The 15,392-nt window shown below is 45.7% G+C and carries 13 protein-coding genes; 8 read left to right on the top strand and 5 right to left on the bottom strand.

The features are described from left to right. Window positions 1-301 precede the first annotated feature (301 nt). The 6 genes from GS398_RS05830 to GS398_RS05855 all read left to right on the top strand — a co-directional run bounded on the left by GS398_RS05830 (window position 302) and on the right by GS398_RS05855 (window position 8,251). Window positions 302-733: a hypothetical protein gene (locus tag GS398_RS05830; protein ID WP_160905757.1), complete on the top strand. Its 432-nt coding sequence runs from the start codon at window positions 302-304 to the stop codon at window positions 731-733. A 666-nt stretch (window positions 734-1,399) separates the two neighbouring features. Continuing rightward, a complete protein-coding gene (locus GS398_RS05835) occupies window positions 1,400-2,203 on the top strand; it encodes a sensor histidine kinase (protein WP_160905758.1) in 804 nt (267 codons plus the stop codon). A 2-nt stretch (window positions 2,204-2,205) separates the two neighbouring features. Beyond that, complete coding sequence (locus tag GS398_RS05840) at window positions 2,206-2,892, top strand: response regulator transcription factor (RefSeq protein WP_160905759.1); 687 nt, start codon at window positions 2,206-2,208, stop codon at window positions 2,890-2,892. A 161-nt stretch (window positions 2,893-3,053) separates the two neighbouring features. After that, window positions 3,054-3,644, top strand: coding sequence for a hypothetical protein (locus GS398_RS05845; protein WP_160905760.1), 591 nt, complete (start codon window positions 3,054-3,056; stop codon window positions 3,642-3,644). A 3-nt stretch (window positions 3,645-3,647) separates the two neighbouring features. Then, complete coding sequence (locus GS398_RS05850; RefSeq protein ID WP_160905761.1) at window positions 3,648-6,968, top strand: FtsK/SpoIIIE domain-containing protein; 3,321 nt, start codon at window positions 3,648-3,650, stop codon at window positions 6,966-6,968. Between the two features lie 308 nt (window positions 6,969-7,276). Further along, window positions 7,277-8,251 (top strand): GNAT family protein, encoded by a 975-nt coding sequence (locus GS398_RS05855; protein WP_160905762.1) that lies wholly within the window; start codon window positions 7,277-7,279, stop codon window positions 8,249-8,251. A 910-nt stretch (window positions 8,252-9,161) separates the two neighbouring features. Here GS398_RS05855 and GS398_RS05860 read toward each other — a convergent pair. Then, window positions 9,162-9,575, bottom strand: coding sequence for an HPF/RaiA family ribosome-associated protein (locus GS398_RS05860; RefSeq protein ID WP_237488091.1), 414 nt, complete (start codon window positions 9,573-9,575; stop codon window positions 9,162-9,164). Window positions 9,576-9,591: 16 nt separating this feature from the next. Between GS398_RS05860 and GS398_RS05865 the strand changes: the two genes are divergently transcribed. After that, window positions 9,592-10,092: a hypothetical protein gene (locus tag GS398_RS05865; protein WP_160905763.1), complete on the top strand. Its 501-nt coding sequence runs from the start codon at window positions 9,592-9,594 to the stop codon at window positions 10,090-10,092. Between the two features lie 63 nt (window positions 10,093-10,155). Here GS398_RS05865 and GS398_RS05870 read toward each other — a convergent pair whose 3' ends face one another. The 4 genes from GS398_RS05870 to GS398_RS05885 all read right to left on the bottom strand — a co-directional run bounded on the left by GS398_RS05870 (window position 10,156) and on the right by GS398_RS05885 (window position 14,873). After that, entirely contained in the window at window positions 10,156-10,794 is a 639-nt protein-coding gene (locus tag GS398_RS05870) for a PAS domain-containing protein (RefSeq protein WP_160905764.1), read from the bottom strand. A 90-nt stretch (window positions 10,795-10,884) separates the two neighbouring features. Beyond that, window positions 10,885-12,432: a carboxypeptidase-like regulatory domain-containing protein gene (locus GS398_RS05875; protein WP_160905765.1), complete on the bottom strand. Its 1,548-nt coding sequence runs from the start codon at window positions 12,430-12,432 to the stop codon at window positions 10,885-10,887. A 35-nt stretch (window positions 12,433-12,467) separates the two neighbouring features. Beyond that, window positions 12,468-14,423, bottom strand: coding sequence for a hypothetical protein (locus tag GS398_RS05880; RefSeq protein WP_160905766.1), 1,956 nt, complete (start codon window positions 14,421-14,423; stop codon window positions 12,468-12,470). A gap of 183 nt (window positions 14,424-14,606) precedes the next feature. Continuing rightward, window positions 14,607-14,873, bottom strand: a complete 267-nt coding sequence (locus tag GS398_RS05885) for a hypothetical protein (protein WP_160905767.1) — start codon at window positions 14,871-14,873, stop codon at window positions 14,607-14,609. Window positions 14,874-15,000: 127 nt separating this feature from the next. On the opposite strand from GS398_RS05885, the gene GS398_RS05890 reads away from it, so the two are divergent. Then, window positions 15,001-15,387, top strand: coding sequence for a hypothetical protein (locus GS398_RS05890; RefSeq protein WP_160905768.1), 387 nt, complete (start codon window positions 15,001-15,003; stop codon window positions 15,385-15,387). Window positions 15,388-15,392: the final 5 nt, after the last annotated feature.

Below are 15,392 nucleotides of genomic sequence, written 5' to 3' on the forward strand. Positions count from 1 at the left end.
TAGCCTCCCGGAGTAAAAACCTGTAACTTCGGAGTAAAACCCTGTTTTTATATTTCGTGATTATTGGCTTCGTTTTGGCTCTTTTCGCTTAAACCAGAGAGCCGAAATGCTGCCGTTGTATTCCGGCCGTTAATGTTCAGTAAGGATTTTTCCTGAATTGACCAGGGGTTTTTCCTGAGTTCAACGAGCCGTTATAGCGGAAACAGATTAACTGGTCGGGCATTGGCAGGTCGAGGTATTGATGCCGCCTCATTACGGTTGTACACTTGCCGTAGATTTATTAACCTTCAAAAAAAACGTCATGTTACAACAAAACGATGCACAGCCGCTCCCATACTTTTTTGTAGGGGGTACAGTAACCAATCAACGGAAAGCAAGATTCCGGGCAACCAAATATCCGCTGCTTGCCGCGGCCATCGGGAAACCGGACACGCGGTCGGTGTGGTACTCGCGGGAACACATTGAGAAACTATTGTGGGAAATGAACCACGCCGATGCCGACGGGCTTCGTGTTTATTTTGGGGCTTACGCCGCGACCGATACACATAGCGACCAGCTTTGCCTGCTGATGGTTATGACGGTACCAAACACATCGACCGGCGGTCACACAGACATCACGATAGAGGATGCTGCGGATTATAGAGATAGGGCGATAGATGAAGAAACGCCCCGGGACTTCAATGTGGGCTCACCTTGTCCACCGGCTTGCGATGATGATATCGGATGTCATTAATAAAACCGTACATTTCGGTATGCCGAAGTTTGTTCAATTTCTTTACCTGATTCCACTTTTTGCCTGTGCAATAGTCAGCATTAAAGCTTTCACACAGAAATGGTTAAGTCCATACCGATTGTTTTCGCTGTTTATCTGGGCCTCAGGCTGCACAGAGCTTTTTGCGGTAGGCTGGAAACTCTATTTTCATAAAACAGGTTATTGGGATCTTCCTCAATCAAATCTTTGGATCTATAATTTGTGGATCGTTCCTCAATACCTGTTTTATTTTTTATTTTATGCTAAGCTGCCCGAATTAAAGAGTTTAAGAGTGATGAGTAGAGTAGTAATACCTCTTTACCTGGTTTTTTGTGTAGTCAACATGGTCTTCATCCAGTCGATTTCCACACTAAATACGTATACCATTGTGATTGGCAATCTAATCGCTTTGTTAAGTTCGGTCATATATTTCGTGAATGAAGTAAACCGCAGGGAATATATCCGAGTAACAGATCAGCCCCTATTTTGGATCTCATTGGGTGTGTTCACATTCCATACCGTTAGTCTTCCATATTTTATATTAATGAATTATCTAAATCTAATAAACGTGAAAATGTCGCTGACGTTATTACATATTCTGATATTTCTAAATATATTGATGTATTCGTTTTATCTAATTGCTTTTCTATGCAAGAGACCTTTTCACAGGACCCCTACCTGACCGTTATTATTTCTACCTTATTGCTTCTTTTTTTTGTATGCCTATTGACTTATTTTTTCTTTAGGCAGCAAAAAAAAAGATTTCAGCATGAACAGGAAGTCATTGAGCTAAGGGAGTCATTTAATCAAACTATTCTCCAGTCAAAGCTGGAGATCCAGGACCGCACGCTCCAACATATTGCTGAAGAACTGCATGCCAATTTCAGCCACTTGGTGTCACTGATCAATATCAACTTATCAGCAATTTTGCCGCAAAGCTCGGGAGATGTAAAAGAGCATATCAGCGAAACAAAAGCATTGGCCAAGCAGCTTATGACGGAAGTAAAGGCCTTAAGCGTATCGCTAAATTCGGATTTTATCATGAAGACCGGTTTTGTAAAAGCGCTGGAGAACGAACTTGACCGGCTGGCGAAAACCCGTCAATACGAAGTGTCACTTACCAAAAGCGGAAGCCTGGTAAAACTTCCTCCCGGGCAGGAAGTTGTGCTTTTCAGGCTTTGCCAGGAAATATTAAACAACGTAGTAAAACATGCGGAGGCTACGAAGGTGGAGGTTACGCTCAACTATGCTGACCACTCGCTAACTGCCCAGGTAAAGGATAATGGAAAGGGTTTCGACGTGAAAGAAGCCAGTGCTAAGAGTGCAGAAAAAGAAAGTACCGGTTTATTGAATATGGCTAATCGGGCGAGGCTTATCCAGGCGGATTTTGAGTTGATGAGTAATCCGGGATCCGGAACTGTAGTAACTGTTGTTTTACCGCTTAATCAATAACTATGCAGCGCAAATCACCGCTTAAACTAGCGATCGTGGATAACCATAATTTATTCCGTAAGGGCCTTATTACCCTTATTAATCTGGCGGACAAGCACAATTACCTGGTTGTTTTTGAGGCGGAAAACGGTCGCGATATGATTAAGAAGCTTGATTCTAAGGCATTACCCGATATTATCTTGCTCGACCTTGATATGCCGGTGATGGACGGGTTCGAGAGCATGTCCTGGTTGCGCGATCGTCATCCTGAAATTGCTGTCCTTGTGATTTCAATGGTTGAAAGTGAAGAAGCGGTGGTCAGAATGCTTAGGTTGGGTGTGAAAGGTTATCTTTCGAAGGATATAGAAGTGGAAGATATTCATCAGGCATTGCAAGCAATACATTCAAAGGGATTTTATTATACAGATTTCCTGACAGGTGTACTTATCGGCAACCTGAGCCAGGGAGCACACAATGAGGCCGATCCTGCAAGCGAGAAAAGTCCCGCTTGGAAAAATCTTACAGAGAACGAGCGAAAATTCATTACGCTGTCGTGCTCTGAGCTTACTTACGAACAGATCGCTGATAAGATGTGTCTGAGCCCTAAAACGATCGATGGGTATCGCTATACCTTGTTCAATAAATTCAATGTAAAGAACAGGGTTGGCCTAGTACTGTTTGCAGTAAAAACCGGGTTGTTTAAGTTGTAATAACCATCGCCATTTCTATGATATTTAATCTTTAGAGTCCCGTGATTCAGGATGCAATTTGGGGAAGGGACACTTATGCCTAATTTTTAATTTCAAATAGTAATATCTATCGATCAGAGACAAAATATAACATAGTTTCGATAATCACTTAATTGTAATACATGAAAAAAATTGATTTTACAGACTACTTTACAGATAACCGAAATTCATGGCCGCAGGAGAGCAAACCGGGGATTGAAACAGGAATAAAAGACAACGCTTATCACATTTATCATAATCGATCTGATAGTAGCTATGCCATGTATCTAGGGTTTCACTACATTATTCGTGAAAAAGCCTTTAGTCTCCAATTACGTATGAAAACATCTGGGGACCCGGACATTGCTGCAGCACAATCAGGTATACTGTTCGGGTTAATCATAGATGATCAGAAACGATGGACTTATGACCTGTTTTCGATCAGTTCTTCAGGGTTCTTTGTCGGGACCCATATAGGAGAAGACGACCGTTGGGAGCCTGAGGTTAATTGGCTCGAACATCCGGCTATTAACGTCGGCGCCGGACAATCTAACCTGCTTCGTATTGAAAAATTCGATCGAGAAATTGATCAAAGCTGTTACTACTTTATTAATAATGAACTAGTACACCAATCGAAGTCATTGCCGCTTCGCGGCTTTCTCCAGGGGATTTGGGTGTCCGGTCAAATCGACGTTTCATTCGATTTGTTTAATGTATCCTATTTATCAATATAAATTATGCAACGTACTGAATTAGAAAAAACTGTTGCCTTAACTGTTAATGCCCCGGATAAGTTGGAACAGCTTTCCAATGAATACCTCCAAACAGGCACGGAGTTGAACAGCAATATGCTTGCCCTGGATGCTGAAATAGAGCGTGCGATCCGGCAGCATGAACAAACCTTGAATTACTACAAGAGTAAACATCGGCAGCAAATTGCAGACAAACGGGCTCCGCTTGATTCGGGGGAGTTTGTTTACCGGTTGGTCGATGATCTCGAGAAGCAATTTAGCGAGGGTGAAAGGAATCTTTATTATGCAATGGTCGTTTTTATTATCATTGGCATGTTCTGCTTTTTTGGAGGAGAGTTTGGGACCGGTTTATTCATCGGAGGTATCGGGGGGGGAATTTGTTATAAATTGGCGCAGCGAAAATCGCGCAAACTGGTAAATCTGCGAAATGCATGCAGGGATGTGTCTGCTTTAAAGGATGTTGGAAAAACGGACGGGTTTACAGCACAAAAGCAACAGGAATTACGAAAGGCATTCCCGAGACTCGGCACAAGTATAGACGCCGCCAGAAAACTTATAATGAGCGAGATAGAATACTTGGACGAGAAGTTGACAAAAGATTATAATGATAGGGAAAAAGCAGAAAGGGAGCGTTATATAAGCAGAAGAAGGGAAGCAGAATACCGATGTAATGCGCAAGCCGCTGATCTTTGTGTGGCGGCGAAAACCTCGGCAGAAAAGATCAACAGTTTTGTTAAAGAACTGAATGCAGCGTTGAACAGGTTACCCGAAACCTTCGACCCCAAACAGATCGGGTGGGACAACGCATCGATCTTTAAAGAGAAAGATCAGCTGCTGCCGATGGTCAGGTTAGGAAGTTATTCCCTGAGAATTACGCTCGACCATTTTCGTCACTTAGAGATAGCAGAACGTTCGACGCTTGAAAATATTCATTTGACATTACCGCTTATTGTTCCTTTTCCGGGCACCTCCGCTTTGATGGTGAATTTTTATAATCATGATAGTATGCAGGAAGCCGTAAGGATGACACATAACCTGATCGCCCGGATGCTGTTATCGTTATCGGCCGGAAAGGTCAGAATCTCTTTTGTCGATCCGCTGGAATTGGGTGGAAATGCCGCTCCATTCCTTCCACTGTTAAGGGAGATTTATGGTGGCTCTGTCCATACTCAGGGCAATGATATTGACAACCAGCTTTCGGCTTTGATCCGTATTATAGAAAATATTATTCAAAAGTACCTTCAGCATGAATTCAAAAATATCTCAGAGTATAATGCCAGGACAAAGGAGGTTCCTGAGCCTTACCGCTTTTTGGTTATTTATAATTTCCCGAGCGGCTTTACGGAAGCTACTGTTTCGAAACTAATGAATGTAATTAAAAGTGGCCCGAAAGCCGGCGTGTACACCATTTTGGTATCGGATCGCATGGAAAAATTCCCGGGTTATAACCTGACATGGGAAGATGTTGAAAAGGCCTGTGGTACCTTTGACATCGATATGCCAACCTCATTTGCCGATGAAACGGAGATGGACGAAGTACTGCCATATAATAAAGTGGTGGAACGCGTTAATCTTAAGTATCCTAATGCAGCTACAATCAAGGTTCCCATAACAAAATATGTGTGGCAACCGGATAAGTGGTGGCAAGGAAAGGCAGCCAGAAGCATCAGGATTCCGATCGGCCGCCACGGTACGGAACTGCAGTTCCTGGAATTTGACAACGATGACAATAATCAAGCCTTGTTAATCGGCAAACCTGGCTCCGGTAAGAGTAATTTAATGCATGTTATTATCTCAAATGCGATCTGGCTATATTCACCTGATGAGTTAGAAATTTATCTCATAGATTTTAAAGGAGGAGTTGAGTTTGCCGTGTATGCTGAAAAACATATACCCCATATACGCACGATCGCGATAGAATCGGACCGGGAATTTGGTCTGAGCGTACTGGATGCAGTGGAGAAGGAGTTGCTTCGACGCGAGACGGTATTCAGTTCAGCTGGTGTGCAAAATCTTGAGCAGTACCACCAACTCCCCAATCGTGACCGTATGCCGCGTATCATGCTGATTGTAGATGAATTCCAGGAGTTTTATGCAGAAGATGATAGCATTAAACAGGCTGTTGATGACAAACTGGACCGTATTATTCGAAAAGGAAGAGCTTTTGGTATCAATACTTTGTTTTCGTCGCAGACCCTTGCCGGAAACTCCATAAAAAAGAGCACCAAGGAATTAATCGGAATTCGTATCGCCCTCATGTGTTCTGAACTGGATGCCCTCCAAATACTGGATGACAGAAATTCGGCTGCCCGGGACCTTACCAGGCCGGGTGAGGGAATTTATAACGCGGACGGTGGAAAGAATAGTGGTAATCGGACTTTTCAGTCATTGTTTGTAGATCGCAGTGCTTCTAACCAGATCATTGACCAGGTTGCCACGTTTGCCCGGAGCAGAATTCGGGAGCCATTCCGACAGATCATTTTCAGAGGTTCTGAAAAAGCCAGGATAGAGAGAGCGGACCATCCGATTATTAAAATTAAGGCAGCCCTGTCGCACAAGGCCCTCCAGATTTGGGTGGGAGAGCCTGTAACAATTGCAGACGATATCGTGGTAACCTTGCGTAAACAAGGCGGTGGAAACATGCTTATAGTTGGCTATGATGAGCAGATGGGACTAAGAATAATGACTAGCGCCCTTATCTCAATTGCAGCACAGCATTTGATCGGAGCTGTACGGTTTTATGGATTTAATTTTCAAAACGTGGATTCCGACTACGCAGAGCTTCCGCAGGATTTATTTGAGCAATTATGTCAGCCGTACGAATTTGTAGCACCCCGCGATGTTGAGGAAAAACTGGAAGAGGTGAAGGCCATTATTGACAGTCGTATTTACGAAAGTAGTATTCCGGCTGAACCTGTTTTTCTTACCTTTTTCTCCTTTCAGCGTGGCAGGAGCTTTCGTAAGGCTGAATATTCCATGAGTGCAGAAGCCGGTCTCCTTGCATTTATTCTTAAGGAAGGTCCTGATGTTGGCGTACACGTTCTGCTTCAGGTCGATTCATTAGAAAGCCTTTCTAAAAGCTTAGACCATAACTTATTGCGCGAATTCTCTCAACGTATCGTTTATCAAATGAATGCAGATAGCTCAACACGCCTCATTGGGAACTCTTCTGCTGGCCAATTAGGACAGAACAGGGCGATCCATTACGATGACAATGAAAATACCATGATCAAATTTAAACCGTATGAGATTCCAGCCTTATCGTGGGTTACTCAGTTGCGGGACGGCTTTATCACACTTAGCTAATCGATTAAATATCTATAAACGAAGAATATATGTCAGATGTACACGGCAACCCTAACGAGATGCGCGACTTTGCATCGCACTTAGGTAGGCTTTCCCATGAATTCAGATCGCTACGGGACTCAACAAGGGCAAAAATGAACCACTTAGGGCAAACATGGAGAGATAACGAAAATGCACAGTTCGCGGAAATGTTCGAACAGGATCTGCGACCTCTGGAAAAATTAATCTATGCGGCAGAAGAGTATAGGACATTTTTATTGCGAAAGGCCTCTACGTTAGATGTTTATCTGAATACTAAAAAGTAGGTTGTGGGAAGCAGTGCTTATATTAGAAGTATTCCGTCGCTGAGGCAGCTTAGCAGCGCTATTGCACAATTTTGCGCAGACAACGATTATTGTCTCTCTGCAATAGACCAGCATATTCAGCAAAAAATATCGCATATGGAAGAGATGGGAGACACGATCCGTAAGCGGGTGCAGCACGCACAGGCGGAGTTGAGTATGGCGGAAAGTGCCCTGGACTCCTGCCAGTCTCAGCGAACCAGAGATAGCAATGGCAATGAGGTGCGACCCGATTGCAGCAAACAAATTGCAGAATTGCAAAGATGCCGTCGGGTATATCAGGAAGCCCAGGATAAATATCAGCGCTATGAATGCGAGATAGGTAAGGTAAGGCAAAATATAGCGACGTACCAGGTTGCCCATTCAGCATTTAAAGGTCGGTTGGTTTCCTTACGAATTGGTGCAACCAGCAGTATGAGCCAGTTAATAAACGGTGCTGAGAACTACCGGGCCGTACAAACACAAGGTGTAGCGCCCGCTTTCTCCGCCTCGGAAAAACAGGTGCCGTTGTCGGGATTTGGAGCTGTAAACGGTTCTTATGGCTCGAGACCTGGCGGGGATGTTAAGATTGACCAGGAGTGGTTTGAATGCCGGGGAACAAATGGTGTACTAATTAAACTGCGTAATTATTTGTCGGCGGGGGTGATCCGGTCGATGATGAAAGTGAATGGCGGAGATTTTACGTGCTCTGAGCTGAGGATCGTTCGCAAGGGGGGTAAAAACATGGGGCAGATCCTCAAAATCAATATTCCCGATGAACTTAAAGGAGAAGAGGTCGGAAAACATTTTCTCAGTAACATGGAAGATATTTCCCGGGCGAATCAGTGTGATGAGATCAACGTATGGGCCAGTTTGGCAAATCTTGATTTTTATAGGAACTTGGGGTATAAAGAGAGAAATGAGCGATTCATGACCGGAGGAGAAGTGTTTAAGAATCTTTAAAGATCTAACAATGAGTTTGACAAGCGATCAACTAACTTTAGATGCAATCCTGGCGAGACTTCAAAACCAGGCGGCTATTACGAACGATTGCTGGAATGATCCTGTTCAGCGTAGGTTCTACCTCGAATTCATAGATCATGTTCCTTCAGAAGTACGTTCTCTTACCAATTTATTAGCACAGCTCTCAACGGCGATCTCACAGGCGGAAGACACTATACAATCATTGTTATAGGCGCTAAACCCCACTCATACTTATCTCATTCCTCCGCTATTGTAACATCCTCAGCTTTTCGGAGCTGATAGCCGATGAGCCGCAGAACGTAAGCGATTATTATTATTACAACTCCAGCTCTGTATCACCTGATGGACACCCCTGCAAAACCCATTGACACCTTCACCGGGTGCCTCCGATAACATAACCCTTCTTATCACCAGGTTAGCGGTCAGCTATCTCATGGTCTTAAGATTTGTTTCCGTTGCTGTCTCTTTTTACTTTAAAACAGTGGATTAATCGAGAATGAAGACTAGCTCACTGCCTGATTTTAGCTGGTGCCGCCCACCTATCCTAACGATGTAATTGGTTAATACAGCGTTCGAACAGGGCCGTTTCCCGCATCTCCTGCTGCCGCAGCAATTCCGTTATCAGAAAAGTTAGCTTTCCTGGCTTTGGTGATCTCTTATCGGGACAGTTGAACAGCACGGGACTGGTGCTTATTAGGTAGCTTTGATTGAGTAGTTAGAGATAATTTTCGAGGATGGGACGGGAATTCCCACAGCGGAGCGAAAAAGTTTCGGTAGGTACCCAATACCAGGATTGTCCGGGAAATATCCCCGACTACGCCTACGGTATAAACACCCGAAAGTTGATGATATTGCAGTTACAGGTCGTTTCGCGCCGTGAACGCCTTGCTTACCTATAGTGGTCGGTCAGCTTGCCCACCACCGTATCCAGCGCCGCCTTCAGCTTTGCTATGGCAGCGTTTATCGATTGCTCTACTTCTGCGGCGTGTGCGGTTACTACCACCGGCTGGTGGCCGACGAGATGTGCTTCGAGCAGGCAGCGTTTATCGTCGTCGCTGTTGCGCTGGCCGTTTTCGTCGCCCAGGTGTGCCTCTACACGAGTAATGCGGTTAGAAAAACGATGGAGTGAAGTTGTCAGTTTTTCTTCAAGATAGGCATGGAAGCGCTCGTTACCGGGGATGTTTTTATCGGTGTTAGATAGTATTTGCATGGTAATAGTACAAGTGGCGGGTAATAAGGTTTCATTGCGGCTCGCAGCGGCACCCGCAAATCCTGCCCTGCCTGCCGGTCTTGTTAGATACATTCGTTAAATGTAGCTTATGAAATTACTGGTTACCCTAGCGCTCAGCCTGGTTGTTGCCTGCACATATGCCCAGGATACCGACACCGTCCTGGTGTATCTCCAGGTTAAACCGCAATCAGCGCTTACCCTCGGTTATAATTACAGCTTCGCCGAACCGAATGAAAGGAATTTTCATCTGGCGGAGGTGCGGGTAGAGCGGGGACGCACGGATCCAAGGCACGGCGGCTTTGGCGTACTAAGCCTTGGAACGGATATCGGGTTAAATACAAGAAAATTCCTGGCCGGTCCCCGTGCGGGCGTGCTCGCCGGGTTTATGGGGATTTGCCTGGGCGCGGACCTCGACTATTATACCGATTTCGAACAGGGTACGCTGCGGCTCGTCCCCATAATAGGTATAGGCTCAAACAGGATCCGGCTTTCGATTAACCCGCATGTGCGCTTAACGAACAGGTATTTTGAGCCCATAGACCGGGGGCATATTAATTTAACGGTTCGGCTGCTTACGCTGCGGAGATAAAAACGGAAACGGCAAATGCTGGCACATGAACTGCACGGGCAGAACATGGGTACAGGAGTTATTTTAACGGTTTTCGGGCTCAGGTACCCGTATTTTATTCACGATGCGGGTGATCACACCGTCCAGCTGCCTGCTGCTTTCGCCTAACATGGCGAGCAGGGGAGCAATGTCAGCGCCCGGTTCCATGGAGTTGATGATATCCACCAGCCCCATGATGTTGGCCAGCGGCGCCCTCACTTCGTGCGATTGCTCGAAGGCGATGGTGCCGAGCAGCTCGTTTTTAGTGCTGAGGTCTTTATTGATCACGGTCACGGATTCCTTCGCCTTTTCGTATTCCGTAATATCGTGCCCTAAGCAGAACACCCCTGTGGGCATGCCATCACTGTCGCACATTAGGGAGAACTCCCATTGCGTAATGATGTACTCGTTGTTGCCGTTATGCTTGCGGATAACCACGGGGAAGAGCTTACCTGGATTTTGGTAACAGGCCTGGCCGGCCGCAGTAACAGCCGGAATATCGTCCGGGTGCATGGTGATGTAAAAGGGCTGGCCAATAAAGTCGGCGGATACATGCTTAAAATTATTGGCGTACCGGTTGTTAATATAAGCGTAACTGCCATCGGGAGCCACGCAGATCATGTAGTAATAAGCGGAGTGGTGGAACAGCTCCTTCATAGCAGTGAAATCGGTGGCTGGATGCATAGATATACTACGTTTAAGAGCGGGGAATGTTTAAAGTCTCCGTCCAACTCAATATCTTTTTAGATATCCCTCCACGTCTGTCGTAAGCGTTTAATGTAAATCCAACACCATTTGTTCCGTAAGCTCCTCCATCGTGGTTTTGTTATAACGTTTTGTTGTTTCGTCTATAAGACCGGCTATCTGCTGGTGGCGGCCAATGGAGCCGCATTTATATTGCACAGATGTCCACTGATTACGCGTGGCGGGTAGTACCCCGCGCTGGAAGTCGCTATTAATATCAGCCTGTATGATGGACTGGTCGATAACCTGGTTATAATTCCAGTCGATTTTGCCGCCTGCGGCAATTGGGGGAACTAACACGCGGGCGGGTGAGAGGTATTGTATAAAGTATCCTTTTAACAGGGATGGCGCTTTTAAGCCCTCGGTCTCGTTTAAATTACGCTCATCAAGCGGGGGTAACGAAAACGGCTGGTAAATGTACCGGTGTTCGTCGTTTAATAATACGCCGGATATTTGGTAAGCATAGTTCATCACGCTGATGTGATTGGGTTTGTAATTAAGGTCGTCTGTGTCGCCATGCCGTAATCCAAGATTATGCCCGAGTTCATGAATAAAAGTGCCGGTCTTCTGGTCATCGGTGCCTCCGTCGCCATTGTTCCATAAGCCGAGGGTAACTACGAAATCGGATCCGCCGATTGACATGGCATTGCCGCTGGACGCACCGCCTTCGTAACCATCGGCCCAAACCATATAATGAAATACGCTTCCTTTATTGGGGTCAAAATATTGCCGCTTAATGTCTGCGAATGCGTCGGCGAGCGGAGACAGGTCGCCTTTGTGCGGAATTTCGTTGCCCAGGACAAGGTGAATATTAATGCCATTTATCCCGTCGGGATTGTTAACGGGCGCATTGGAGAAGCTTTTCTCGATACCTTTAACCACATTCGTATTGGGGCCAAGACCATTTTTCGCCGTGGCCCGGGTCATATAATCCATTTGCACAAAAATGTCCTTGTGCAGCGGCGACGCGCCGAAACTTTTTAGATCCATGCCATTCACCACGCCAACTTCCCACCCGTCGTATAATGCGTCACCATCGGTGTCGGGGTTGTTTTTATCGGTGCCGATATTTTGCTCGTCCTGGTTGGTTAAACCGTCGCCATCCGAATCCGTCGCCGTTACCTGGAGCTGGTTATTACTCCCTAGGCCGGCGGTGCCGTTAACGGGTAGGGTTGGATCTGACGAGAACCTGGTCTTTGCATTTTTGCTGTAAGCCTGCTTGGTATTAAGGATCTGCAGGTTATCTTTTGTTGTTTTAAGATACTGGGCTTCTGTAAGTTCTGTAAGCGCGGGAGAAGCGTTGAGCCGCAGCGTAAGATCGCTTGATGTTATCCTGAATTGTAAAGGGGCAAAACCGTTATAGGAGACCACAAGTGTTTCGTTAAGTTTTGCATCTATTTTGAATTTTCCCTGTGTATTTGTTGAAGTGCTTTTGTTGTGCCCTTTTACTGTTATTGTAGCACCGGCTACGGGCTGCTTACTTTCATCCAGTAATACGCCGGTAATAGATTGCTGGGCATAGGCTGTATAAATGATAAACAAGCAAACTGTTGTGAGTATGATCGATTTGAATTTCATGAGATTTTCTATTTAAATGGAATTAACTGTAAGGCTTATTTTTTAATAGACGACAGGTTGTACGTAATGGCGGCGAACCACCCGTTAAGCTTTATTTTATTAACCGTGGCCGGCGAACTGGATGAGCTGTATGCCAGGGGCACTTCTTCGAGCGAATTATAAACCCGCTGCTTGCCGTCATAATAAAATTGCTTGTTTTCGGCAGATAGCATGGTTTGTTGCCCGAGCGCCAAACCACCTGAAATGCAAATTCGTTTGGTGTTATTACCAAGCATGATGGTTGGGCCAACCAGCCCCTGTAACTGCGCCGAATTTAAAAATATACCTGTGGCAAGCCCCACGTTGAGGGCCGCGCCCGTGCGGAAATAAGCATGGGCCAGTACGCCCGAGCCGAAGGAATTGTTGGGGTTTTTGTAAATCACGTTGCGCGAAGAATCTGCCAGTTTACCGGTATAGGTTGTTTTGATATCTCCTGTTGAAGGATCAACGGTCTTAATCGCTTCCTTGTATTGAAAATTCTTTGCCCCGATCACGAAGGCATCATTGCCCAGTGAAGAAAAGAAAGCGCCGCTGCTGAAGTCGATCTTGAACCCCGACTTTACGCCGAATTGCTTGGACGATATGGCCTGTTTCCCCTCTTTGGTATGAATTTGAACATTCAGCAGGTCAACGTCGGGTACCATCATTTCCTGTGAGAAAATGGTGTATTTAACACGTTTATTAATCGCCAGGTCGTACAGCTGTTGTATGTTACCGGCATGATCGCAAAAATCCTGGTAGTATTTCTTCGGCGTATTTTTTGCAATGACCTCGGCAAGGATAATGGCGGCAAACTCCTCCCCGTCTTTAGGCGTTCGGCTGAATTTTTGGCGGATCACATTTTTTATGCAAGCAAGGGCCGTATAATAATCCTTTTCCCTGAAATCGATATCGGCGAATGCAAGATTAAAGGCTTCAAGCCCGTCTTCAACGGCCACGACGGTTTTCTTAAGCGCGATGTAGGGAGCCGGCTCGGCGATCTTGCCGCCTGGGGACGATTCAACCCCCTTACTGGCAGTATCTGTTTTTGCGGTAGCGGGGGCCGTTTTTTCGGGCGTGATCTGCTTTTCATATTCCGGCTCTTTTTCCATGTATTTGGTTTCGGTTTCTACTTTAGCCATATAAGTAGAATCCTTTTCGCCGATCACTTTTATGATGATGCTTTTTCCCGCTGCTGGCCTGAACTGCCGCTTGCTCACCTGAATGTATTCGAACCCTTTTTTCTTATCGCGTTTGAGTTTGAGGATGTCGAACTGTAGTACAGCTCCCTGGCGAATTTGGTATAAAAGCAGGTAGTTTGTAGTGGTAGCATAGGTTGGGTGAAGGCTATCGAGCAAGTACCGTTGGGGAAAGCGGAAGGGAACGTGATTTTTTTCGCCGGTATAGTTAACCGGGTTAAAGCAGTACGGAAAAACGGAGTCTGCTTCGCCTGGTGTTATCGTTAGCCTTTCCTGTGTGTTTCTTTCGTCGGCTGTTAGCAGATCGCAGATGTTTTTAACAACGGCAACGGGCCTTGTGGCTGCGGCCGGTTTTATCTTAGGCGCAATTTTTACATAAAACGCCCCCTGCTTATTTACAGGTATCGTCACGTCATTATCCAGTAACCACTGGCCAATGGCGATCAGCTTTCCGTTAGAGAAGGTGAAATCAAGCCTGGGCGATTGTACGGCGATCCTGGTCTCTTTTTGTTTCAGACCAGGAGCGTCATAGGTTAGTGTTACATCTTTCGTGGTGTCGTTATTACTAAAAATCACCACGTAATTATAGAAGTCCTGCGGAAGCTCGAGGGTCAGCTTACCAGGCACCTTCGCGATGAGGATTTTGTCGCCCGGTACGTTTATTTCGCTCACCGATTTCAGCGTTTTTCCATCGGCTACAATTTTTGTGGGCTGGCTGCGTGCCGTGAAGGCGATGAGTAAGAGCAGCAAGAATACGTGTGTTTTCCTGTTCATAGCGGTAACGTTAGGCAGGTTGAGTGGTGTAACCCGCTGTGTTTTAGTTGATTTGAGTTGGAATAAAGTTACCGCTGGCAATGATGGATAGGCAGCGTGTTTTCACGGTATTCGACCGTGGTTTTAACGGGGCTTTAATTAAGGTGGCCAGGCAATGGCACGGAGTTTATGCGGGTGAAATCTTTAGTCAAACACTCCCGTGAGCTTTAAAATACTGCACAACCCTACCAGGATCCCGATAAGCAGCGCCAAATTGGCCCAGAAAGTTTTCTGCGCAATGTGCATCATTTTTTCCGGGAGGTCGGCGTTACGCTCTTCTGCCAGGCTGAGCCGTTTATCCAGGCTGGTGAGCTGCTCGTTTATGCCATCATCGCCCATGTGTTGTCCCCTTGCTTTTTGAGATCTGCCGGCTGCCATATCTTCTCCCTGTGAAATGTTAATAAGTAGCATCTTTTCAAGCAAATTTATGAATTTTTTGTTCAACTATTTCGTATATATGGTGGTGTTAAGAAGTTTTTGTGCATAAAATATGAACCAGTGAATCCACTGTTCAGGGCTTTATTCATGATTTTTGATCATGGATATCCATATAGGCAAACGTATAGAGGAGATTGCAAAGAAGAAACGCCTGACCATGCAGGAAATAAAGGATGCCCTGGGAACCGGTAACCGGAGCCCCACCTATACCTACAAAAAGAAGAGCCTGCCCGTAGACACCCTGTGGCGCATCAGCGAAAAAATGAACCATAACTTCTTTGCCGACCTGCACCCGGTAACAGTCGACGAAACGCTGGCCGACCGCGAAGAGCTCGAAAAGCGATATAGACAGGAGAAAAAACTCGAGCTCGCTATCCGTGTGGAATTTCCCGTAAGCCTGGTAAAAGACTTTAGCACCTTTTTAATGCATGCCAATGCATTGGGGTTAAAAATGGGATTTAAGGTGGGAGAAGCGCCTGCGAAGTGAACGCA

The sequence above is a fragment of the Hufsiella ginkgonis genome (assembly GCF_009834915.1).
Lineage (GTDB): Bacteria > Bacteroidota > Bacteroidia > Sphingobacteriales > Sphingobacteriaceae > Hufsiella > Hufsiella ginkgonis.

Bases quoted from the DNA above. Each gene is read 5' to 3' on its own strand.
- GS398_RS05850 (WP_160905761.1), top strand. From the start codon at position 3,648: ATGCAACGTACTGAATTAGAAAAAACTGTTGCCTTAACTGTTAATGCC.
- GS398_RS05860 (WP_237488091.1), bottom strand. From the start codon at position 9,575: ATGTATCTAACAAGACCGGCAGGCAGGGCAGGATTTGCGGGTGCCGCT.
- GS398_RS05885 (WP_160905767.1), bottom strand. From the start codon at position 14,873: ATGCTACTTATTAACATTTCACAGGGAGAAGATATGGCAGCCGGCAGA.
- GS398_RS05890 (WP_160905768.1), top strand. From the start codon at position 15,001: ATGGATATCCATATAGGCAAACGTATAGAGGAGATTGCAAAGAAGAAA.
- GS398_RS05845 (WP_160905760.1), top strand. From the start codon at position 3,054: ATGAAAAAAATTGATTTTACAGACTACTTTACAGATAACCGAAATTCA.
- GS398_RS05870 (WP_160905764.1), bottom strand. From the start codon at position 10,794: ATGCATCCAGCCACCGATTTCACTGCTATGAAGGAGCTGTTCCACCAC.
- GS398_RS05830 (WP_160905757.1), top strand. From the start codon at position 302: ATGTTACAACAAAACGATGCACAGCCGCTCCCATACTTTTTTGTAGGG.
- GS398_RS05880 (WP_160905766.1), bottom strand. From the start codon at position 14,423: ATGAACAGGAAAACACACGTATTCTTGCTGCTCTTACTCATCGCCTTC.
- GS398_RS05840 (WP_160905759.1), top strand. From the start codon at position 2,206: ATGCAGCGCAAATCACCGCTTAAACTAGCGATCGTGGATAACCATAAT.
- GS398_RS05875 (WP_160905765.1), bottom strand. From the start codon at position 12,432: ATGAAATTCAAATCGATCATACTCACAACAGTTTGCTTGTTTATCATT.
- GS398_RS05835 (WP_160905758.1), top strand. From the start codon at position 1,400: ATGCAAGAGACCTTTTCACAGGACCCCTACCTGACCGTTATTATTTCT.
- GS398_RS05865 (WP_160905763.1), top strand. From the start codon at position 9,592: ATGAAATTACTGGTTACCCTAGCGCTCAGCCTGGTTGTTGCCTGCACA.